Raw genomic sequence first — 20,174 nt, forward strand, 5'->3', positions numbered from 1 at the left:
ACGCTCCATCGTGACAGCGGGGTCGATCATTGGCGCCTCGATTGTCGCTCGAGAAAGCGAGAATTGCATGCGTTCGCCAAAGCTCCCGTCGTTATCTCGACGCGGTTTCTGCCTGTGTTGCGTCGGCGCCGCTGCGTCCGCCGCTGCTTCGGGATGGCTCAGCCCCAGGCAAGCCTACGCAGAAGCGCGAGGCATCGTCAGCCTGATCAAGGACAGTGCTGCGGTATCGCCGATTGTCACGCACAAGCTCCGAAACAACATCACCGTGCTGGAAGGCTCCGGCGGCAACATCGCCGTGCTGACCGGACCAGATGGCAAAGTCCTGATCGATGCGGGCATCCGCGTCTCACGCCCCCAGCTTACCAAAGCGCTGGCTGATCTGGGCGCCGATCCCGTCACCCATCTCGTCAACACCCACTGGCATTTCGATCATGCCGATGGCAACGAATGGCTGCATGCAGCCGGCGCCAAAATCATTGCGCAGGAAAACACCCGCAAACACCTTGCCGAAGTGCAGCGGGTCGAGGACTGGGACTACAATTTCCTTCCGCTCGGCGCGGGCGGAATCCCCAGCGAAGTCTTTGCCGACAGCCGCGAGCTCAAGCTCAACGGAAGCTCGATCGGCCTGAAGTATTACGGGCCCGCGCACACCGACAGCGATATCTCCGTCACCTTCGCGGAAGCCAACATCGTTCACGTCGCCGACATGTTCTGGAACGGCATCTATCCGTTCATCGACTATTCGACCGGCGGCAGCATCGACGGGATGATCGCTGCATGCGACGCCAATCTCGCGGCGATGGACAAGGACACGATCGTCATCGCCGGGCATGGCAAACCCGTCGGCAACAAAGCCGAGTTCCAGGCTTTTCGCGACATGCTCGTCGGGATTCGCGACAACGTCGCCCGCCTCAAGAAGCAGGGACGAACGCGGGATGAAACCGTTGCGGCGAAGCCGACAGCGGCGTTCGACGCGATATGGGGGCAGTTCGTGATCGATCCCGGCTTCTTCACCCGGCTGGTCTATCAGGGCGTTTGAAAAACGCCTCGCGGCCATCGGCGAACTCATCGTTTTGAAAGGACATTGACATGAAAACCGCGGAGACCACACGCAAGCCATCGCTCCTCGATCGTCGCCGTCTCGTTCTTGGGTTGTCCGGAGCGGCTGTCGCATTTTCTTCGACGGCAGCATCCGCGAAGCCGGAGCGCGACGCACACACCGCCAGTGCCTATCCGGTCACCTATCATCGAACCGCGACCGTCGACGGGATCAAGATCTTCTACCGCGAGGCGGGCCCAAAGGACGCCCCGGTTGTGCTGTTGCTGCACGGCTTCCCGACCTCCTCCCACATGTTCCGCAACCTGATCCCGGCACTGGCCGACAGGTACCACGTGATCGCTCCCGACTATCCTGGATATGGCCAGAGCGAGATGCCACCGCGCGCGACATTCAAGTACACGTTCGATCGTTTCGGCGAGCTTGTCGGCGGCCTGCTCGACCAGCTCGGCGTCACCCGTTATGCGATGTATGTCATGGATTACGGAGCTCCCGTGGGCTGGCGCCTCGCGCTCAAGAATCCGGAGCGCATCAGCGGCCTGATCGTGCAGAACGGCAACGCCTATGATGAAGGGCTGAAGGAGTTCTGGAATCCGATCAAGCAATACTGGGCCGACGGATCCGATGCCAGCCGGCAGGCATTGATGAAGTTGGTCACGCTGGAAACGACGAAATTCCAGTACACCGACGGCATGTCCGACGTCAGCCGGATTTCACCCGACAATTGGGTGCAGGATCAGGCGCTGCTCGACCGTCCCGGCAACAGCGAAATCCAGATGGACCTGTTCTACGACTATCGGACCAATTTGCCGCTCTATCCCGCGGTACAGGCCTATTTCCGCAAGCACAAGCCGCCGACACTGATCGTCTGGGGCAAGAACGATTTCATCTTCCCGGCCGATGGCGCCCATCCCTACAAACGCGACCTGCCCCAAGTGGAATTTCACCTCATCAACACCGGCCATTTCGCGCTCGAGGACAAGTTCGACGAAATGGTCCCGCTGATCCGCGGCTTCCTCTCCCGCAAGATCGCCTGATCATTCCGGAAGAAAATAACCGTCGGCCGCGGCGTTTGGCCCGGCTTCACAAATCTGCAATGCGCAGTCCGCATAAGACGGTCTCCGTTAACAGGAGACGCACATGCGCCCGACTTTTCTTGGCACCGTCGCAACGATCATTCTTACCGCGAGCTCCGCGCTCGCGCAGAGCGAAGGTGAATTCCCCGCCAAGCTCGCCGGCCACGTGGTGATGCCGGCTGCCACGTTCATCGACGCGCCGGCAGACGCGCCCGCCGATCTCAAGACATCCGGCAAATACACCACCGGCAAGCGGGTCGACGCGCTCGGCACGGTGATGGGCAAGTCCTATGAGCGGGCGACCGGCGTGTCGCTGCCGTTCAAGGGCCAGCCGCTGCAGGGTCATTCCGGCATCAAGACCATGCCGGACGGCACCTTCTGGGTCATCACCGACAACGGCATGGGCGCGCGCGCCAATTCACCGGATTCGATGCTGTACCTCAACCGCTACAAGATGGATTGGGCCAGCGGCAAGATCGAGCGGATGGAAACCGTGTTCCTGCACGATCCCGACAGACGCGTGCCGTTTCGCATCGTGCATGAAGACACCGAGAGGCGCTATCTCACCGGCTCCGATTTCGACACCGAGGGTTTTCAGATTATCGGTGACACCTTCTGGATCGGCGACGAGTTCGGCCCCTACATCCTGAAAGCCGACAAGACCGGCAAGATTCTCGGGCTGTTCGAGACGGTCGCCGACGGCAAGCCGGTGCGCTCGCCGGATCATTGGGCGGTGGCGACCCCGGCCGCGCCGGGCGCAACCTACAGCAACGTCAACCTGCGTCGCTCCAAGGGTTATGAGGGCTTCGCCTCCTCGAAGGACGGCAAGTTTCTCTACGGCCTGCTCGAGGGCCCGCTGTGGGATGCCGAGAAGAAGGACTGGGAGAAAGTCGACGGCAAGGAAGCCTCGCGCATCCTCGAATTCGACGTCGCCGCGGAGAAGTTCACCGGCCGCTATTGGCAGTATGTGTTCGAGCAGAACGGCAATGCCATCGGCGACTTCAACATGATCGATCCGAGCGCCGGCCTGATCATCGAGCGCGACAACGGCGAAGGCACGCCCGACAAGGCCTGCCCGCAAGGCACCCGCGGCGAGAACTGCTTCCCTGACGTGGCCAAGTTCAAGCGCGTCTACAAGATCGAGCTCACGGAGGCCAATGTCGGCAAGCCCGTGCGCAAGATCGGCTATATCGACCTCCTGAAGATCAGGGATCCCGACAAGAAGGCGAAGAAGCCGCTCAATGACGGCGTCTACACCTTCCCGTTCTTCACCATCGAGAACGTCGATCGTGTCGATGAAACCCACATCATCGTCGGCAACGACAACAATCTGCCGTTCTCGTCCAGCCGCGATCCCAACAAGGCCGACGACGACGAGTTCATGCTGCTCGATGTCGCGGATTTTCTGAAGGCGAAATAAGCTGACGCTCTCTCCTCTCCCTCTCCCCGCGGTTGCGGGGAGAGGGTTGGGGTGAGGGGCTCTATCCACGAAGCAGGCAATAGTGCGACGCGCGGAGAGTCCCCCCTCACCCGGCGCTTCGCGCCGACCTCTCCCCGCGAGCCGGGCGAGGTGAAGAGACCGAGCTACCTCACCGTAAACTCCACCGGAATCGTAAAGCTCATCACGCCGTTCTTGATCTCGTCCGGGATCGGCGGAAATGGCGAGGCCTGGCGGGCCATCGACATGGCCTGGGCGTCGAACGCGGCAACACCGGACGAGCCACTGAGCCGGCTCGACGTGACCTGTCCGCTGCGGCTGACGGTGAAGCTGAGCCTGGCAACGCCGCGCTGACCGCCGCCGCCGGACGGATATTGGTGGAAGCGCATCAGATGCGCGCGAACCCGCTGATTATAGGATGCGATCACGGCGGCCACCGCGCCGGCGCTCATCGCGGATGCCATCGGCACCTCACGCTCGGCGCGCGGCGGAGCGCTGGTGCGCGGTGCGGGCATCGCCTCCGACGGCTTCCTGGCCTCGCGACGAACCAGCTTCGGCTTCGCCGGCGCAGGCTTTTCGACCGGCGCGATCTGCGCCGGCTCGGGCTTGGCCGGTGTCGGCTCCAGCTTCTGCTCCGGCGGCGCGACGACGTCCGGCTTCTCCTGCGGAGGCGTCGGCGCGATGGTCTCCTCGACGGCCTGCTGCTGCACCGGCTCCGGCGGCGAGGCGTCGGCCTCCTGCATCACCGGTCCCGGCGCGACGTCGTCCTGCACCGAATGCGGTGCCGACGTCACCGGCGCCATATCGATCATGATCGCCGGCAGGCTGACGCCCCGCTCGGGCTGCGATTTGAGCCAACTCGTCGCAAGAAGCGCGGCCGCGACGTGCAACGCCACGATCACCGCGGCCGCTACGCTCCATTGTGCCCCCTCCCGCTCGCCGAGCGGCTCGTGCAGGGCAAAGGCGTTCGCGACCATCAGCTGCGTCCGTCGAGGCCGACCAGCGCAACTTTCAGATAGCCGGCGTTGCGCAAGCTGTTCATCACCTCCATCAGGTCGCCATAGGAGACGGCCTTGTCGGCGCGCAGATAGATGCGCTCGTCCTTGCGGCCCTTGGTGGCGGAATCGAGCGAGGTGCCGAGCGCATCGCGGGCGACGACGTCCTCGCCGACCGCGATCGAGAGATCCGGCTTCACGGTGAGGAAGACCGGCTTGTCCGGCCGCGGCGCCGGCTCGGCCGCGGTCGCCGGCAGCTCGACCCCGATGTCGACGGTGGCAAGTGGGGCAGCCACCATGAAGATGATCAGCAGCACCAGCATCACGTCGATGAACGGCGTGACGTTGATCTCATGGGTGACGTCGAGATCATCCGGATCGCCGCGCTTGAGCGGCGATCCCGACCGTGCGCCGAGCTTCGCGGCCATGGCCTACTCCGCCGCCCGCGCCATGCGGAACTCCCTGTGGTCGCGCTGCCGGCTCACCAGCAACATGAGCTGCGCCGAGGCATCGCCCAACAGCGCCCGGTAATTGGCGATCCCGCGGACGAGGTGATTGTAGATCACGACCGCCGGAATCGCGGCGACGAGGCCGAGCGCGGTCGCGAGCAGCGCTTCCGCGATACCGGGCGCGACCACTGCGAGGCTCGTGGTGTGGCTCTCGGAGATACCGATGAAGGAATTCATGATGCCCCAGACCGTGCCGAACAGACCGACGAATGGCGCCGTGGCGCCGATGGTCGCAAGCACGCCGGTGCCGCGCGCGATCTGCCGCGACATCGCGGCTTCGACCCGCTCCAGCCGCAACGCCACGCGTTCCTGAAGGCCGTCGTCGAGGATACCGCCGGAGAGCTCTGCTTCCTTCACGCAGGACTGGATGAGCTGGGCGACGGCGTCGTGTGCGTCGCCGGTCTGTTCTGCCGCCTCGATCAGCTTGATGTTGCCTTCGAGCGCGCGCGTCCGCTGCAAGGCGAGCGCGCCTTTGCGGCGTAGTTCGATGGACTTGGCGAGCCACATAGTCCACGTCACCAGCGAGGCGACGGCGAGCCCCACCATCACCGTCTTCACGATGATATCGGCGCCGAGGAACATGCCCCAGGGCGACAAATTGCGCGGCAACAGCGCTTCGTCGATCGCGAAAGCTGGAGTCGGTGCGAGCGCCGCCAGCAGGATGGATCCAATCATGTGCCGAAGGCTGGAAATGCTTCGCATGCCTGATCTCCCGACAGACAGAGAAAGCTACGCGGCCGGCGCGGCCGTGCGATCCGCAAGCTGCCGGAACCGCACAAGCTGGTCCGCACGCAGCGCCCGAGTCTCGTCGCGCCCGACGAAGACCTTGAACATGATGCCGCCGTCCGCATTGACAAAGGCGACGAAGGCGGAAGTCTTGCCCATGAACGGACGCTCGACGAAAACAACGGCCGCACAGCGCTCGTGGCGGAGATGGCCGTGCAAGCCCTTCGGCTGCATCAGGTTGAAATAGCCGCGGCCGATCTCGCCCGCGGGAATCGCGCCGGTGAACTCGAAGATCGCGTCATCCGTGTGCACGATCAGCGTCACCTCGCCCCACGCGGCAATGTCCTGCATGGCGGCGACGAAATGCCCGCCGCCCCCCACCCGAACCATCGACGACGGCAGCGCCTCGATCACCGCACGCGACGTGACCTTGCGCTCGCGCGCGACGTCCTCGATCACCGCGCCGGGGTTGTCGGCCATATACGCCTTGAGATCGGCGAGATCGGTGCTCAGCATGTCCAGCTCCTTTCGTGTTTCGCGCTGCCTCAGGCAGCCGCGGCCTTGCGCTCGCTCTGGATCACCTCGAAACCTTCGAACTTGGGATGGCCGAGATAGAGGCTCTCGCCGGTCGGATTGTCGGCGCGGGCATGGGCACGACGAAACTGATCCGAGCGCGTCCAGGCCTCGAACGTCGCCTTGTCGACCCAGGTGGTGTGCGAGGAATAGAGCGTGTGATCCTCGGCCTCGGGGCCTTTCAAGAGATGAAACTCGACGAAGCCCGGCATGCTGCCGAGATAGGATTCCCGGGTAGCCCAGACGGTTTCGAACGCGGTCTCCGCGCCCTTCTTCACTTGAAAACGGTTCATGGCGATGAACATTCGACTCTTCTCCTGTCAGTCATGCAGATCGGCGAACGCCGATCGGGTCTTCAGAACGCGCCGAAACCACGCCGGGGACATCGGCGTGGCTTTGGAGGCCGATGCGGCCCCCATCGGGATCGCCGGCAGTCTGTTTAGGTGCCGCCAAAGTGGTACTTGAGGCCTCCCTTGATCACGAGCCCCGCGCCGGCGCTCGCCCATTTCACGTCGTTCTGCGTATCGCCGGTACTGCCGACCGGAATGGCGTAAGGCCGGTAGTACCGGTTGAAGAGATTCTCGACCGAGAAATTGAGCGTGAGGTCCGACGTCGGCTGATATTGGGCATAGAGATTCACGAGATCGTACGAGGTCGCCGGAGTGTAGCTCAGTGGGATGTCGTAATTGGCGATGGCCGATGTCCACATCACCGAGAGGATCAGGGTACGGTCGAGCAGGCGCACGCCGGCCGTCGTGGTGATCTTCTGCGGTGGAACGCTGTACAGGCCAAACCCCGTCTGCAGGTTCTTGCCATTTTGATAAGTGCCGGAGAGACCGAGGAACCAGAGGTTTGCGTCGTACATCGCCTCGGCTTCCAGGCCCTGAATGCGTGCCGACGCCACATTCTGATATTGCAGGAACGGCAGCACGGTGATGCTCGGTGCCGGCGGCGGACCGGTGGGAACGACCAGGGGATTTCCGTAGGCGACCTGATCGATGAAGTCCGTTATGTCGTTGCGGAATACGTTGATCTTGCCGCGCAGCGTATCACCCGGAGTGAACAGGTCATTCTTCTTGATGTTGAAGCCGATCTCCTTGTTCTTGCCGACCTCGGGCCGCAGGTTCGGATTGGGCACGAAGCAGAAAGTCGAATCCGCGCCCGGTCCCGGTGTGCCTGACGGACAGCGGAAGAAGGAGTCGTTGATCGTGGCACCCGAATGCGGCCCGCTGACCAGCGTCTCCGTGATCGATGGAGCGCGATAGCCTTCGGCATAGCTGACATACGGCGTCACGACCGCGGTGGGAACAAGCGCAACCGTGATCTTCGGCGACAGCCGATCGCCGCCGGACGACGAGGAAGCCGAGGAAAGCTGATAGTTATCGTACCGGAGCGCGCCGATCACCTCGAGCATCGAGGTATAGTTCGCCTTCCACTGCACGAAACCGCCAGACACCGTGCGTTGACCGCCGGGCGTCGTGACCTCCGACGTGCCGGTCGTGTCGCGCGACGATACCTTGTCCTGGAACGCGTCCAGTCCGTAGGTCAACGCGTGACGCCAGCTTCCGGTCTCGAAGCGCGACGTGTTGTGCACGTCGACGCCAATCGTGTCGAGCAGATATCCGCGATTACTGCCGATACAGCCCGACACGGCATTTCCAGGCACGCCGCCGCAATAGACCGACGGCGTTACGCTCGTATGCGCGCTCTTGACCTGATCGTTCTCGGTGCGATTCCAGTACACCTTCGCGTCCCAATCGACCCATGGATTGTCCGGCTGTGAATATTTCCAGCCGAGCGTCGTGGTGTAGTTCTTGACATTGGATGCGTAGATCGACGTGCCGCCGAGATTGTTGGTGCCGTTCGCATTGGTCGAGTTGGGATCACCGACGCGCCGTGGCGGCTGGCCCACGCGGTAGATGTCTTCCTGGAAGATCGTGCCGAGCTTGACCTCGTGCCCGTCCGCAGGCCGCACCGTCAGCTTGGCGATGCCGCTCGTGAGGCGGTTGCCCGTATTGGCAACCTCGAAGCCCGTGCCGTCCTTGTAGTTCTCCTGCGTGGAGTAGGTGCCGCCGGCGAACACGTCGACATCCGGATTGACGCGGACGCCGCCGAAGGCTGAGCCGAGCGCACGCCCGTAATTGCTGCCAAGGATGGTCTTGACGTCCACGCCCCATCGCTCTCCCGCGCGCACGACATCCTCGATGTCCTTGGTACGGAACGACGCCACACCTCCGATCGCACCGGAGCCGTAGATGTTGGCGGTGGGGCCACGGACGATGTCGATGCCGCCGATCAGCTCGGGATTGAGGAAGAACGAGCCGTTTGCGAAATGACCGGTCCGCTGATAGTTCTGCCGCGCGCCGTCGACGACGACAGCGACACGGCCGAAATCCTGCAAGCCGCGGATGTTGATCGAGGTCGACGGCTCGTCGCCGCGATTCTGAACCCACACGCCCGGCACGTTGTAGATGAGATCGCCGACGGTACTGGCCTGCCGCGCCTCGATCTGCGCCGACGTCACGACGCTGACCGGCGCAAGCGCATCGACGGCACGCTCCTCGGTCTTTGAGGCCGCGGCCGTGATGGTGTCGAGCGCTTGAACGGGCGCGACGCCGCCGGCCTGGGCGCGGGCGTTCATGGCATCGGGCGCCGCCTGCTGCGCGACCCGCGGCTTGGGCTGCTTGCGCTTGGCCTGCTTCGGCCGCTCCGGCGACACACTCTCGGCTTGCGGCTGAGCAGTCTGCGCGAGGCCGCTCTCCGTCACCAATGCCGCAATTGAAACCACCGACGCGCCCAAAATAAGGGCGCGCGAATACCTAGCCCCGTCAGCCATATCAGCCCCAGCCTGCACTTCACTTTTTGGAGTCTTTTGGCTGGCGTGCGTTCGCAAAGCGAACGACTGGCTGGCTGATGTTCTCGAGACGCGGACAAGCTGTCCGCTGCCTTAATTGGTTACGTGGCAACACTTCGACGGTCAATGACATCAGGTTGCAGTTTATATCGATTGTAAATCGTCGCCGTTGGAATGCGCTTCGCGCCGCTTATACAAGCAAGACGCATCTGAAATTTCGAAAGCGCATCACACCTACCATGTCAGCAACGTCCGGAGACAGCGACGGCGATGCGGCAGGGCCGACACAAAGCCCTTCTGCAACAACGAGAACCCTCATTATGCGAGGGAGCCGGATCGACAGCCGCGAGCTGTTTGCGGCCGAGCGCGAGATCATCATCGCGCATGGCGAGGACAATTATCGCCTGCGTTTGACCTCGCAGAACAAGCTGATCCTGACGAAGTAACCTGCAATGGCATTTTGTCGCACCCTCAAGAAGCTCCTGCTCTCCGGCACGATCGCGTTCGCGTCCAGCGCGTACGCCGCCGGTATCACCGTGCATGACGCGCGCAACCGCGATGTCGCTGTCGCCGACTTTGCACGGACCGTCTCGATCGGCGGCGCCATCACCGAGATTCTCTATGCGCTCGGGCTCGAGAGCCGGCTGGTCGGTGTCGACACCACGAGTCTTTATCCGGCAGCGGCGCTGCGCGACAAACCTAATGTCGGCTACATGCGCCAGATTTCAGCCGAGGGCGTGCTCGGCCTCAACCCCACTCTGATCCTGGCGATCCAGGGGTCGGGCCCGCGCGAGACCATGGACCTGCTGGAGACGGCGAAGGTGCCGCTGGTGCTGGTGCCGGAGACTTTCACTGAGGACGGCCTGATCGAGAAAATAAGACTGGTCGGCCATGCCATGGGCGTCGACGCGCGCGCCGAATGTCTGAGCGCGGCGGTCAGCGCCGATCTCGCGCAGCTGCGCGCACTGCGCGCCAAGGTGACGAAGCCGGTCCGCGTGATGTTCGTGATGTCGCTCCAGAACGGACGCGCCATGGTCGCCGGCCACAAGACCGCCGCCGACGAGATCATCCAGCTCGCGGGCGCCGCCAATGCCGTGGACGACTACGACGGCTACAAGATCATCGGCGACGAGGCGATCGTAGCGGCGAAGCCCGATGTCGTGCTCTCGATCGAGCGCGGCAAGGACTCACTCCAGGCCGACGCGATCTATGCCCATCCCGGCTTTGCGTTGACGCCGGTCGCAGCCAACAAGAGTTTCATCACGATGAACGGGCTCTACCTGCTCGGCTTCGGGCCGCGCACCGCGGCGGCGGCGCGCGATCTCTCCGTCAAGCTCTATCCGGCATTGTCCGACCGGGGTGGTACGTTCGCCTCGGCCTTGTCGGCGGCGAACTGCCGGCAATGAGTGTTGCGGTCGGGACTGGAGCGCGTAGCGCTGCGCAACGCGCCGGCAGGGGACGCAGGTTCGGGTCGGTTGCGCTTCCCCTTCTCCTCGCGGCGCTCGCCGTCATGGCGACCGTTGCGCTAACCGTCGGCGCGGCCGGCATTCCCCTCTCGCGGCTGCCTGCCGCGCTCGGCTTTGCCGGCAACGCAGCCGCCGATGCCATGACTGCCCGTGACCAGCTCGTACTGTGGTCGATCCGCATCCCCCGGATCGCGGCGACCGCGATAGTCGGCGGCCTGCTCGCCGCGGCCGGCGCAATCATGCAGGGCCTGTTCCGCAATCCGCTCGCCGATCCTGCGCTGGTCGGCGTCTCCAGCGGCGGCGCGCTCGCGGCCGCAAGTGCCATTGTCTTCACCGATTCACGCCTGGGCGAGACGCTGCATTTCCTGCAGACCGAGCTGTTGCCGCTTGCGGCTTTTGCGGGATCGCTGGTCACGACCGCGACCCTCTACGGCATCTCCAGCCGCTCGGGGCGGACCTCGATCGCAATCTTCCTGCTCGCCGGCGTTGCCATCACCGCGATCACCAATGCCGGCATCGGCCTGCTGGTGTTCGTCGCCGACGACCGCCAGCTCCGCGACATCACGTTCTGGCTGCTGGGCTCGATGAGCGGCGCGACCTGGACCAAGGCCGCCGTGCTCGCGCCCATCCTGGTCGTCGGGCTCTTGGCCTGCACCTACATCGCGCGCGGTCTCGATCTCCTGGTGCTCGGCGAGGCCGACGCCTTTCATGGCGGCGTCGACGTCGAGCGGCTGAAGCGGATCTCGATCGTCATGGTCTCCGCCATGACCGGCGTCGCGGTGTCGATCAGCGGCGTCATCGGCTTTGTCGGCATTGTCGTGCCGCATTTGTTGCGCCTCGTCATCGGCCCGACGCACAGCCTGCTGCTTCCGGCCTCGGTGCTGCTCGGTGCGATCCTGATGGTCGGCGCCGACACGCTGGCGCGCACCATCGTGGCGCCGGCGGAAATGCCGATCGGCATCTTGACCGCCGCGGTCGGCGCCCCCCTCTTCCTAGGGATTCTGCTGCGGCAGCGCGGGCTGGCCTCGCTATGAGCGCCGTGATCGAAGCCCGTGCTTTAACCAAGCGCGCCGGACGCGCGACGCTACTCGATGGCGTCGACCTGAGCGTGGGGGCCGGCGAGATGGTCGCCATCATCGGTCCGAACGGCGCCGGCAAGTCGACGCTGCTGCGGCTGCTCTCGGGCGACCTCCGCCCGAGCGAAGGCGAGGTGCGGCTGCAGCAGCGCGATCTCCGCAGCTATACGCCACGCGAACTCGCCGCGCGCCGCACGATGTTGTCCCAGCACATCAACGTCACCTTCCCCTTCACGGTCGGGGAGATCGTGCTGATGGGCGCGGGCGACCGCAGCTTGCGCGATCCCGGTCCGCTTGTCGATGCCGCACTGGACGAGGTTGGCCTGACGAAATTTCGCGAACGACAATTGCCGACGCTGTCAGGCGGCGAGCAGCAGCGCGCCCATTTCGCCCGCGTGCTGGTGCAGCTCGCCTGCGGCGAGGCCGAGCACGGACCGGGCCTTCTGCTGCTGGACGAGCCGACCTCGAGCCTCGACCTGCGTCACCAGATCGACCTCGTCGAAGCCGCGCGCCGCCGCGCGGCGGATGGCACCGCCGTCATCGCGATCCTGCACGATCTCAATCTTGCGATCCGATTTGCCGACCGGTTGGTCGTGCTGAACCGCGGCCGGCTCGCCTCCGACGTCCCGCGCGCCGATGTCGTCACACGCGAGACCATCCGCGACATCTTCGAGATCGACGCCGTCGTCCATCAGGCTGACGACGGCGTACCTTACGTGTTGCCGCAATCGATGCGCGCGGTGCCGCCTGTGGCGGGAATTTAGCCCGCCGGCACGATCACCATACTCTTGTCCTTCGGCCAACGGATGCGCCAGGCGAAGTTGATGTCCTTGACCTCACCGGGCTTGGCGTCGAACGACCATTCCAGGACGCCGCGCCGGTCACGAATGTTGCTTGCGGTCGGCGGCGTGGTCGCAGGCAGCATCTCGACGAGGATGTCCTCGCTCTCGCTGATCGGCAACTGGTCCTCGATCGCGACCTTGATCGGGAAGTCGTGACCATTGCGGATCGTCGTCTTGAACGATCGCTCGTCGGTCTTCGACGTCGTGACCAGGAGACCGGCCGACCCTTCGTTGCGCTTGAGCACCGCGCGCTCGATCCTGACCTTGTCGTCTGCGCCGAAGCCGAGCCGCACAATATCGTCCTTGGCCGAAGGCGAGAGCTTGCCGCGGCCGACGAAGGTTCCATCGCGATAAATTGCGACCTTGCCCGGCAACAGGCTCGTGTCGTCGGCCTGCTTGAAGCTGGCTTCGAGGAAGGCGGTGGGATCCATCACCGGTGCCGCGCGCACCGTGAGATCGGCGGGCACGGTCACCGAGGCGATGCGCAGGCTCTTGGCGCCCTCGGCGGCGCCGAGGCTGACGCGGCCGGGAATTTTGTAGGTAGCCTGGAAGTCCCCGATCTCGGCGACCGCCTGCTGTTCTTCGGCGCGCTCGCGAATGTCGTCGGCCGCCTTGGCCGCGGACGTTTCCATCTTTCGCTGCTGCATTGGCGCCGCCGCAGGCATTGACGAATCCGAAAGCGAACCCAGCGCCCGCGGCCTCGGTACCTGCGGATATTGTGCGACCAGCGAATTCAGCTCCGGCGCGCTGCCGCCGCGGCCGATGCGGACCGTGGAGACGCCGAGCGTGACGTTGGACCAGTCCTCGCCGGTTGATTGCGTGACCTCGGCGCGGCGGACCAATTCGAGCTGCGGCTTGCGGTCCTTGGCGCCGGTGTCGAGCCGGGCGTCATAGAGCGGCAGCCATCGGGCGTTGCGGACATTGTAGGTGACCCTCAACGTCGCCTTGGTTGCTGCCGGCGCGGCGATGTCCATGCGGACTTCGAGCTTGCTCGGCGGCTTGGCCTTCCTCTCGACTTCGAGCTGGGCGATCTGCCGATCAATCTCGCGCATCTTGCGCGTGGCGTCGCGGACGGCGGTATCGGCGCTCGCAATTTCCTCACCGACGGTGGCAAAGGCCGTGCGCCATTCGGCAATCGGCCGCGCCTCGCCCTTGTCGCCAATGCCCGCGGGCGACGCTTCCGCAAAATGCTCCGCGAATTTGCGCCGCGCATTGGCCGAGTCGATCGCGCCTTGCAGGTCGGCGCGCTGGTCGTTCAGCGCCTCGATGCGCTTGTCCAGCTCCGGCAAATTGACCGGCGCCGCACGCGGTGTTCGCGCATCGATCGTGCCGATGGTGAGCTTCGCTCCCCCCTCGCCCTCCACCCGGATCGAGGAGGTGTCGAGACCAAGCGGGAAGTCCTTGGCAATGAGCGTCGAGTCACCAGACGGCAGGTCCACCGCGATGACGCGGGTGACGGTCGCGCCATCGGGGTAAACGGTGACGGTATCGATGGCCGATGTGGCGTCCAATTCTGCGGCCCATGACGGCGACGCGAATGCCGTGGTCAACAGAACCAGGCTCGTCGTTGCCAAACATTTTGCGGTGATGCGCATCAAGTCCCTCCTCCAACTCATCGCCGCCGCCAGCCGGACGCGCGATCCAATGCCTCGCCAACATGGTTGGACGCGGCAGGGAAGGAATTGGTTCGATTGGGGTTTCCGTGGGGCGTCGCCGCGGCGGCAGCAAGGCCCGCAATATGTCGTCGGCCCGCGACGAAGCCCTTAATCCTGAGCGGACGAACCCTGCCCGAAGATGCGGCGAAGCAGGTCTGTCACGTTCTTGGCACCGGCCTTCCTCAGAATGCCGGCGCGATAGCCCTCGACCGTCCGTGCGCTCAGATGCATGCGCCGGGCGATCTCCTTGTTGGTCAGGCCGGCGGCGAGATGCTCGAGCACGTCGCCTTCACGCGCGCTCAGGGGTTCGCAGCCCGGCAACCAGCGCTGCCGGTTGGAGCCGGGCTGCGCGAACTCGTCGATGGCGGCACCGATCCGGTCGACGATGTCGCGGGTGCGGAACGGCTTCTCGATGAAGTCGGCCGCACCGCTCCTGATGGCGTCGACCGCCATGGCGATGCTGCCGTTTGCCGCGGTCACCAGCACCGGCGCCATGCAGTTTTCCTCGCGCAGGCGCTTGAGCACGTCGAGACCGGAGCGATCGGGCGGCATCTCCAGCAGCACGCAGGCCGGCATCCGCGCCTTGGCTTCCGAGAGCAGAGATGCGCCGTCGGCGAAGCAGATCACGTTGTATGCGCTCTGTTGAAGCGCGGTGGAAAGTTGTTCGCGGGAGGCGGCATCGGTGTCGATGACGAATACCTCACCCTTGGAAAGCATGTTCCCCGGCATAATTCCGATCCAGCAATGTCTTTGGTCAAATGGTCCGAGACGGCAGCGGGGCCTCATCGCGCCGCGCCGTCATATGCACGGCATTCGCGCCCGTGCTTCGGTTTCACTTATGTATGTTCCACCTGGTTCCCGGATTTGACGGATCGGGACATAAACTTTACATTTCGGGACATCTGCGGGAATGGCTGGCAGGAACGGGTCGCATGACCGACCTCATTCGTAGCGCAGGCTTGAGCTATTACCCGGAGGTCGCCCGGTCGGTCGGGCTCGACCCCAAACAAATGATGCGCAAGGTCAGGCTGCCGCTAGCCTGCCTCGACAAGCCCGACACGCCCATTGCCGTCACCGGCCTGCGACGTCTGCTCGAATTGTCGGCAGAGGCGTCCGGAGCCGAAGATTTCGGCTTGCGCCTTGCCGAGCGCGGCGGGCTGACCAATTTCGGAGCGGTCGGCTTGATCGTGCGTGAACAGGCGACGGTTGGTGAAGCCATCGAAGCCTTCTCGCGCTTCATCCCGATCCATCACGACGGCATGAAGCTGGACGTCACCCGCGACAAGCAAACCGTAACCGTCACGCTGCATCTGCGCGGCCGGCAGCCGACCGCGCCACGCCAATCGATCGACATGGCGCTCGGCAGCGTCCACCGCATCATCCAGTCGCTGTTCGGCAGCGATTGGCGGCCGCAGGAAGTGCACCTGCATTATCCACCGCCGCACGACCGCAAGCGCTACCGCGAGTTCTACGGCTGTCGTGTGACCTTCAACGCGGAGGACGATTCGATCCTGTTGTCGGCACACGACATGGAGCGCCGGATCCCGAGCGCGCATCCGCTGATCGCGATCTATCTACGGAAGCGGATCGAGGCGATCGAGACGCGGCCGGCAAGCTGGGAGGAGAAGGTCGACGAGGTCGTGCGTCTCCTGCTCGCCGGCGGCGACTGCACGGTCGAGCGCGTCGCCGAGCACCTCGGCTGCACCCGCCGCACCATCCACCGCCACCTCGCCGAAGCCGGCACCAGCTTCTCGGCCATTCTCGACGCCCAGCGCGCCGATCTCGTGGTCCAGCTGATCCACGACCCCGGCCGGCCGCTGGCCGACATCGCCGTGCAGCTCGGCTTCTCCGCACAGAGCGCCATGGCCCGCTGGTTCCGCGGCCGCTTCGGCTGCACCATCACCGCATGGCGCAAAGGCGTCCGGCCACCGGAATCATCGAGCGTGGCGACCGCGGCTTGAATTCAGCGTGCCGGGACGGGCACGCCCATGATGGCGAGTGCGCGGCGACGGCTGCCGGCGAGCAGCGGGCCGAACGCGATGGCAAAGCCGAGGAACGCAACGATCCAGCCGCAGGCGGCAAGGTGCAGCAATGCATCGCTGTGCGCAGGCCAAGCCACCGCCGCGACCCGCGCCAGCGCCGCGACGATGATCGCGGCATAGATGGCTTGTGTCGCCGGCGAAGCCGTCAGCGCCTGTCCGGTATGGCCGAGACTCGCACGGGTCATCACCGCGAGCGTCATGGTCCCGGCCGCGCCCGCCATCCAGGCGTGGATGCCCGCACTCGGCGGCAACGCGCCGAAGACGGCAAAAGCATGCAGGAGGAAGCCAAGCGGCACGAAGACATAGCCGACATGGAGGATCAGGAGCAGCCGCTCGCGGAAGGTGCGGTCACCGGCCCAGCGCGCAAGCCGCACCAGATGGAGCCCGCCGACCAAGGCCATCGCCGCCCCGGTGACCGTACTCAACGGCGCGACAATCCATGAGACGAGCGCCAGCGCGCTGCAGCCGATCACCACACCGTCAAAGCGCCCGAACGGCACCGGGAGACGGCCAGGGTTGAATTTGACCAGCCAGTTGCGGGTGAAGCTCGGGATGATGCGGCCGCCGATCAGCGAGATCATCAAAACGACCACGCCGATGCCGACGCGGATGCCGAGATCGGCCGCACCCGCATAATGCGCTTCGAGATGCAAGGCGACATTGCCGGCGAGCAGCACCAGTACCAGCACCACCACGGGAAGATTGCGCCAGTTGCCGCCGGCGATGATTTCACGGGTTGCTGCAGCGACGACCAGCGTCAGGAAGGCTGCATCGACGGCAAGCGCAAACGCCCAGCCGATATCGGCGGACACCGTCACCGCGACCCGGCCGGCGAGCCAGACCGCCAGCAGCGCGCCCAAGGACGTCCCCTGGATCGGCAGCCGCCCGGTCCAGTTCGGAATCGCCGTGAACAGGAATCCCGTGATCACCGCCGGCAGGAACCCGTAGAGCATCTCATGGACGTGCCAGTCGCGCGGTGCGAAAGCGGAGCTCACCGACAATTCGCCGTAGAACATCGGCAGCCAGGCCAGGATCGAAAGCCCTGCCTGGATGGCGGCGAGCAGGAAAAAGGGCCGAAAGCTGTTCGCAAACAGCGGCCAGCCCTCAAAGTTACGGGATCGGGCGCCAGCCATGGGTCAACTCCAGTCGATTCAAATCGTCGCCTGGAAAAATACTGCCGTCCGGCCGGCTCGTTTTTGAGCTATCGCAAACACCCTGACGATTGCAGGTGTCATCACACTTTCAGCGCCAAGGAGGCAGGATGGCCAAGGTCGACACATCGCTGGTTGCGCATTTGCCGCTGTTTGGGGGTGTCAAACCGGAGGACCTCGATGAGATCCTGCGCGAAGCCCGCTCGGCGCGCTATCCCAAGAACAGCGCCATTTTCGAGCAGGGCGCGGACGCGCAATCCTTCTTCCTGCTGCTGCACGGCCATGTTCGCGCGGCCAAGACCACACCGACCGGCGAGCAGATCGTGGTCCGCTATGTCGCGCCGGGCGAAACGTTCGGTCTCGCGATGGCGATCGGGGCCGCGCGCTATCCGGCCACGGCGATCGCGGTCGACGACAGCGTCGCCCTGATCTGGCCGACCTCGGCCTGGCCGCGACTGGTCGAGCGATTTCCCTCGCTCGCCGCCAACACGCTCCAGACTGTCGGCACGCGGCTCCAGGAGAGCCACACCCGAATCCTGGAAATGTCGACCCAGCAGGTCGAGCAGCGCGTCGCGCATGCGCTGCTGCGCCTCGCCAAACAATCCGGCAAGAAGCTCGACCGCGGCATCGAGATCGACTTCCCGATCAGCCGCCAGGACATCGCGCAGATGACCGGCACCACGCTGCACACCGTGAGCCGGATCCTGAGCGGCTGGGAACAGCAGGGGCTGGTCGAAAGCGGCCGTCAGCGCATTATCCTGCGCGATCCGCATGGGATCGTCGTGCTGGCGGAGCGAAGCCCGGACAGCGGCGCGGCTTAAGGCCAGGGGTGAGGGTCGCGTCCGCTTACGGCGAAAGCGCCCCTCACCCGGGAATCCGCGCGCGGCCCGCGCGAAGTCCAGACCGGTTCACGCCGGCACGCGGTCGCACAGCGCGGCGAGGAATTTGTCGCGATCGATGCCATGCTCGCGGCAGGCGTCATCGACCGTGTGAAAGGTTGCGATCGGACAGCCCACGCAGGCCATCCTGAAGGCGAGAAACACGCGGATCGTGTGCGGCGCCGTGCGCATGATGTCATCGACCAGATCGTCGGATCCAAAAGGCATGGACACCACCTCCGTTCCGAAACCACGATAGCGGAGTGGGCGGCGGTTTCTTTGTTGGAGCGCAAGCTGGTTGTCATTCCCGGGCGCGCGAAGCGCGAGCCCGGAATCCATCGGGCAGCAGACCAAGAGGTGAAATGGATTCCGGGCTCGCGCCAAGTGGCGCGCCCCGGAATGACGGGACTACACCGCCCGGCTATGCAACTGCTTCGCGGGATCGAGATGCGCGTCGAATGCGGCCGCGACGCTGCGCACGAGAAAGCGCGAGTCCTTGGCGACTGCGATGCGGTCGCCATCCAGTCTCACGACGCCGTCCGAAATCAGCGGCTTCAGACGCGATGCCGACTTCAGCATTGCCCCGGCCTCTGCGCCATGACGCGCGCAGATGTCGCCGAGATCGGCGCTGAACTCGCACATGATGCGTTCGATGATGTCGGCGCGCAGCCGGTCGTCGTCGGTGAGCCCATAGCCTTTCGCGGTGGCCAAATGACCCGCGGCAATGCTCTGCGCATAGGCGCCGATCTGCACCTCGTTCTGGACATAGCCCTGCGGCAAATGTCCGATCGCGCTCGCGCCGAAGCCGAGCAGAACTTCGCCCTTGTCGGTGGTGTAGCCCTGAAAATTGCGCCGCAGCGTGCGTTGCTCGAAGGCCACGGCCATGGCATCGTTGGGCCGCGCGAAATGATCAAGCCCGATCTGCACGTAACCGGCCTCCTTCAACGCATTGGCGATCGCGCAGGCCTGGTCGTGGCGCGCAAGGCCGTCGGGCAGCACCGCCTCGTTGATCATGCGCTGGTGCTTCTTGAAAGCAGGCACATGCGCGTAGCCGAACACCGAGAAGCGGTCGGGCCCAAGCTCGAGCGAACGTCGCACCGTAGCCAGGCATGAGGCAACGGTCTGGTGCGGCAGTCCGTAGATCAGATCGAAATTGATCCCGTTGATGCCGGCACGCTGGAGCATGTCGACCACGGAAGCCGTCTGCTCAAAACTCTGCACCCGGTTGATCGCGCGCTGCACGACAGGGTCGAAGCTCTGCACGCCCAGGCTCGTGCGATTGACGCCGGAGAGCCGCATGGCCTCGACCATGTCGGCGGTCAGCGTGCGAGGATCGATCTCGACTGCAATCTCGGCCGACGGGGCCACGAAGAACGATTGGCGCATCGCCGCCATCAACTCGGCAAAAGCCTCCGGCGCCATGATCGTTGGCGTGCCGCCGCCGAAATGGATGTGCTCGACCTTGATGCGCCGGCCGATGGTCTCGGACACCTGCGCGATCTCGCTGCGCAGCGTACGCAGATAGGCCGCGATGAGACCGTCTCGACGAACGATCTGGGTATGGCAGCCGCAATACCAGCACATCTCGCGGCAGAACGGCACGTGCAGATAAAGCGACGCGCTGGCCGACGACGGGAGCTCCGCCAGCCACCGGGCGTAGGCACCCGCGCCGATCGCCGGCGAGAAATGCGGTGCGGTCGGGTAGCTCGTGTAGCGCGGCAGTCGTTCCTCGCCGTAACTCACCGCAAGATCGGCCCTCATATCCTACCCATTCGTAAATCAATGCTGCGCAGCGGGGCGCATCCCGGATGGCACCAAATTACCCGTTTTCGGGTG

20 protein-coding genes are annotated in these 20,174 nt (G+C 64.7%); 9 read left to right on the forward strand and 11 right to left on the reverse strand.

What is annotated here, in order from left to right:
* Positions 1-67: 67 nt before the first annotated feature.
* The 3 genes from ABIB66_RS31205 to ABIB66_RS31215 all read left to right on the forward strand — a co-directional run bounded on the left by ABIB66_RS31205 (position 68) and on the right by ABIB66_RS31215 (position 3,553).
* Positions 68-1,039: an MBL fold metallo-hydrolase gene (locus ABIB66_RS31205; RefSeq protein WP_354204794.1), complete on the forward strand. Its 972-nt coding sequence runs from the start codon at positions 68-70 to the stop codon at positions 1,037-1,039.
* A 50-nt stretch (positions 1,040-1,089) separates the two neighbouring features.
* Positions 1,090-2,094 (forward strand): alpha/beta fold hydrolase, encoded by a 1,005-nt coding sequence (locus ABIB66_RS31210; RefSeq protein ID WP_354204792.1) that lies wholly within the window; start codon positions 1,090-1,092, stop codon positions 2,092-2,094.
* Positions 2,095-2,197: 103 nt separating this feature from the next.
* Positions 2,198-3,553, forward strand: coding sequence for an esterase-like activity of phytase family protein (locus ABIB66_RS31215; RefSeq protein WP_354204790.1), 1,356 nt, complete (start codon positions 2,198-2,200; stop codon positions 3,551-3,553).
* 164 nt (positions 3,554-3,717) lie between these two features.
* On the opposite strand, the gene ABIB66_RS31220 is transcribed toward ABIB66_RS31215, so the two are convergent.
* From ABIB66_RS31220 to ABIB66_RS31245, 6 genes are all read right to left on the reverse strand, one after another.
* Positions 3,718-4,548 (reverse strand): energy transducer TonB family protein, encoded by an 831-nt coding sequence (locus ABIB66_RS31220; RefSeq protein WP_354204788.1) that lies wholly within the window; start codon positions 4,546-4,548, stop codon positions 3,718-3,720.
* Complete coding sequence (gene exbD, locus ABIB66_RS31225) at positions 4,548-4,994, reverse strand: TonB system transport protein ExbD (RefSeq protein WP_354204786.1); 447 nt, start codon at positions 4,992-4,994, stop codon at positions 4,548-4,550. The genes ABIB66_RS31220 and exbD overlap by 1 nt, the downstream gene beginning before the upstream one ends.
* Positions 4,995-4,997: 3 nt before the next feature.
* A complete protein-coding gene (gene exbB / locus ABIB66_RS31230; protein WP_354256882.1) occupies positions 4,998-5,777 on the reverse strand; it encodes a tonB-system energizer ExbB in 780 nt (259 codons plus the stop codon).
* Positions 5,778-5,804: 27 nt separating this feature from the next.
* Positions 5,805-6,317, reverse strand: a complete 513-nt coding sequence (hutX, locus tag ABIB66_RS31235; protein ID WP_354204782.1) for a heme utilization cystosolic carrier protein HutX — start codon at positions 6,315-6,317, stop codon at positions 5,805-5,807.
* A gap of 29 nt (positions 6,318-6,346) precedes the next feature.
* Positions 6,347-6,679 carry a heme-degrading protein HmuQ gene (gene hmuQ / locus ABIB66_RS31240; protein WP_354204780.1) on the reverse strand — a complete coding sequence of 111 codons (333 nt, stop codon included), beginning with the start codon at positions 6,677-6,679 and terminating at the stop codon, positions 6,347-6,349.
* A 134-nt stretch (positions 6,680-6,813) separates the two neighbouring features.
* Positions 6,814-9,210 carry a TonB-dependent hemoglobin/transferrin/lactoferrin family receptor gene (locus ABIB66_RS31245; RefSeq protein WP_354204778.1) on the reverse strand — a complete coding sequence of 799 codons (2,397 nt, stop codon included), beginning with the start codon at positions 9,208-9,210 and terminating at the stop codon, positions 6,814-6,816.
* 257 nt (positions 9,211-9,467) lie between these two features.
* Between ABIB66_RS31245 and ABIB66_RS31250 the strand changes: the two genes are divergently transcribed.
* The 4 genes from ABIB66_RS31250 to ABIB66_RS31265 are packed head-to-tail and all read left to right on the forward strand — an operon-like array spanning position 9,468 to position 12,534.
* Complete coding sequence (locus tag ABIB66_RS31250; RefSeq protein ID WP_354060862.1) at positions 9,468-9,674, forward strand: hemin uptake protein HemP; 207 nt, start codon at positions 9,468-9,470, stop codon at positions 9,672-9,674.
* Between the two features lie 6 nt (positions 9,675-9,680).
* Positions 9,681-10,634, forward strand: a complete 954-nt coding sequence (locus ABIB66_RS31255; RefSeq protein ID WP_354101499.1) for a heme/hemin ABC transporter substrate-binding protein — start codon at positions 9,681-9,683, stop codon at positions 10,632-10,634.
* Positions 10,631-11,728, forward strand: a complete 1,098-nt coding sequence (locus tag ABIB66_RS31260) for a FecCD family ABC transporter permease (RefSeq protein ID WP_354059806.1) — start codon at positions 10,631-10,633, stop codon at positions 11,726-11,728. Before ABIB66_RS31255 ends, ABIB66_RS31260 begins: the two co-directional genes overlap by 4 nt.
* The gene (locus ABIB66_RS31265) at positions 11,725-12,534 is read left to right on the forward strand and encodes a heme ABC transporter ATP-binding protein (protein ID WP_354256885.1); all 810 of its coding nucleotides are present in this window, start codon (positions 11,725-11,727) and stop codon (positions 12,532-12,534) included. Before ABIB66_RS31260 ends, ABIB66_RS31265 begins: the two co-directional genes overlap by 4 nt.
* Here ABIB66_RS31265 and ABIB66_RS31270 read toward each other — a convergent pair.
* Positions 12,531-14,207 (reverse strand): mucoidy inhibitor MuiA family protein, encoded by a 1,677-nt coding sequence (locus tag ABIB66_RS31270; RefSeq protein ID WP_354059802.1) that lies wholly within the window; start codon positions 14,205-14,207, stop codon positions 12,531-12,533. The genes ABIB66_RS31265 and ABIB66_RS31270 overlap by 4 nt on opposite strands.
* Positions 14,208-14,375: 168 nt before the next feature.
* Complete coding sequence (locus ABIB66_RS31275) at positions 14,376-14,996, reverse strand: response regulator transcription factor (protein ID WP_275169555.1); 621 nt, start codon at positions 14,994-14,996, stop codon at positions 14,376-14,378.
* Between the two features lie 203 nt (positions 14,997-15,199).
* Here ABIB66_RS31275 and ABIB66_RS31280 point away from each other — a divergent pair, with 203 nt between their 5' ends.
* A complete protein-coding gene (locus ABIB66_RS31280) occupies positions 15,200-16,228 on the forward strand; it encodes an AraC family transcriptional regulator (RefSeq protein ID WP_354204772.1) in 1,029 nt (342 codons plus the stop codon).
* A 2-nt stretch (positions 16,229-16,230) separates the two neighbouring features.
* On the opposite strand, the gene ABIB66_RS31285 is transcribed toward ABIB66_RS31280, so the two are convergent.
* Positions 16,231-17,442 carry an NnrS family protein gene (locus tag ABIB66_RS31285; RefSeq protein WP_354204770.1) on the reverse strand — a complete coding sequence of 404 codons (1,212 nt, stop codon included), beginning with the start codon at positions 17,440-17,442 and terminating at the stop codon, positions 16,231-16,233.
* Positions 17,443-17,570: 128 nt separating this feature from the next.
* Between ABIB66_RS31285 and ABIB66_RS31290 the strand changes: the two genes are divergently transcribed.
* Positions 17,571-18,281, forward strand: a complete 711-nt coding sequence (locus ABIB66_RS31290; RefSeq protein ID WP_275169558.1) for a Crp/Fnr family transcriptional regulator — start codon at positions 17,571-17,573, stop codon at positions 18,279-18,281.
* An 87-nt stretch (positions 18,282-18,368) separates the two neighbouring features.
* Here ABIB66_RS31290 and ABIB66_RS31295 read toward each other — a convergent pair whose 3' ends face one another.
* Both ABIB66_RS31295 and hemN read right to left on the reverse strand, forming a co-directional pair.
* The gene (locus tag ABIB66_RS31295; protein ID WP_007596228.1) at positions 18,369-18,566 is read right to left on the reverse strand and encodes a DUF1858 domain-containing protein; all 198 of its coding nucleotides are present in this window, start codon (positions 18,564-18,566) and stop codon (positions 18,369-18,371) included.
* Positions 18,567-18,746: 180 nt separating this feature from the next.
* Positions 18,747-20,099, reverse strand: coding sequence for an oxygen-independent coproporphyrinogen III oxidase (gene hemN, locus ABIB66_RS31300; RefSeq protein WP_275169559.1), 1,353 nt, complete (start codon positions 20,097-20,099; stop codon positions 18,747-18,749).
* Between the last annotated feature and the right edge of the window lie 75 nt (positions 20,100-20,174).

It is taken from the genome of Bradyrhizobium sp. F1.13.3, assembly GCF_040548265.1.
In the GTDB taxonomy this organism is placed as follows: domain Bacteria; phylum Pseudomonadota; class Alphaproteobacteria; order Rhizobiales; family Xanthobacteraceae; genus Bradyrhizobium.

Excerpts from the sequence above, each read along its gene's own strand:
- hutX (WP_354204782.1), bottom strand. The coding sequence starts at position 6,317 with ATGCTGAGCACCGATCTCGCCGATCTCAAGGCGTATATGGCCGACAAC.
- hemN (WP_275169559.1), bottom strand. The coding sequence starts at position 20,099 with ATGAGGGCCGATCTTGCGGTGAGTTACGGCGAGGAACGACTGCCGCGC.
- ABIB66_RS31220 (WP_354204788.1), bottom strand. The coding sequence starts at position 4,548 with ATGGTCGCGAACGCCTTTGCCCTGCACGAGCCGCTCGGCGAGCGGGAG.
- exbD (WP_354204786.1), bottom strand. The coding sequence starts at position 4,994 with ATGGCCGCGAAGCTCGGCGCACGGTCGGGATCGCCGCTCAAGCGCGGC.
- ABIB66_RS31260 (WP_354059806.1), top strand. The coding sequence starts at position 10,631 with ATGAGTGTTGCGGTCGGGACTGGAGCGCGTAGCGCTGCGCAACGCGCC.
- ABIB66_RS31250 (WP_354060862.1), top strand. The coding sequence starts at position 9,468 with ATGTCAGCAACGTCCGGAGACAGCGACGGCGATGCGGCAGGGCCGACA.
- ABIB66_RS31210 (WP_354204792.1), top strand. The coding sequence starts at position 1,090 with ATGAAAACCGCGGAGACCACACGCAAGCCATCGCTCCTCGATCGTCGC.
- ABIB66_RS31255 (WP_354101499.1), top strand. The coding sequence starts at position 9,681 with ATGGCATTTTGTCGCACCCTCAAGAAGCTCCTGCTCTCCGGCACGATC.
- ABIB66_RS31285 (WP_354204770.1), bottom strand. The coding sequence starts at position 17,442 with ATGGCTGGCGCCCGATCCCGTAACTTTGAGGGCTGGCCGCTGTTTGCG.
- ABIB66_RS31270 (WP_354059802.1), bottom strand. The coding sequence starts at position 14,207 with ATGCGCATCACCGCAAAATGTTTGGCAACGACGAGCCTGGTTCTGTTG.
- ABIB66_RS31245 (WP_354204778.1), bottom strand. The coding sequence starts at position 9,210 with ATGGCTGACGGGGCTAGGTATTCGCGCGCCCTTATTTTGGGCGCGTCG.
- ABIB66_RS31275 (WP_275169555.1), bottom strand. The coding sequence starts at position 14,996 with ATGCCGGGGAACATGCTTTCCAAGGGTGAGGTATTCGTCATCGACACC.
- ABIB66_RS31265 (WP_354256885.1), top strand. The coding sequence starts at position 11,725 with ATGAGCGCCGTGATCGAAGCCCGTGCTTTAACCAAGCGCGCCGGACGC.
- exbB (WP_354256882.1), bottom strand. The coding sequence starts at position 5,777 with ATGCGAAGCATTTCCAGCCTTCGGCACATGATTGGATCCATCCTGCTG.
- ABIB66_RS31290 (WP_275169558.1), top strand. The coding sequence starts at position 17,571 with ATGGCCAAGGTCGACACATCGCTGGTTGCGCATTTGCCGCTGTTTGGG.
- hmuQ (WP_354204780.1), bottom strand. The coding sequence starts at position 6,679 with ATGTTCATCGCCATGAACCGTTTTCAAGTGAAGAAGGGCGCGGAGACC.
- ABIB66_RS31295 (WP_007596228.1), bottom strand. The coding sequence starts at position 18,566 with ATGCCTTTTGGATCCGACGATCTGGTCGATGACATCATGCGCACGGCG.
- ABIB66_RS31205 (WP_354204794.1), top strand. The coding sequence starts at position 68 with ATGCGTTCGCCAAAGCTCCCGTCGTTATCTCGACGCGGTTTCTGCCTG.
- ABIB66_RS31215 (WP_354204790.1), top strand. The coding sequence starts at position 2,198 with ATGCGCCCGACTTTTCTTGGCACCGTCGCAACGATCATTCTTACCGCG.
- ABIB66_RS31280 (WP_354204772.1), top strand. The coding sequence starts at position 15,200 with ATGACCGACCTCATTCGTAGCGCAGGCTTGAGCTATTACCCGGAGGTC.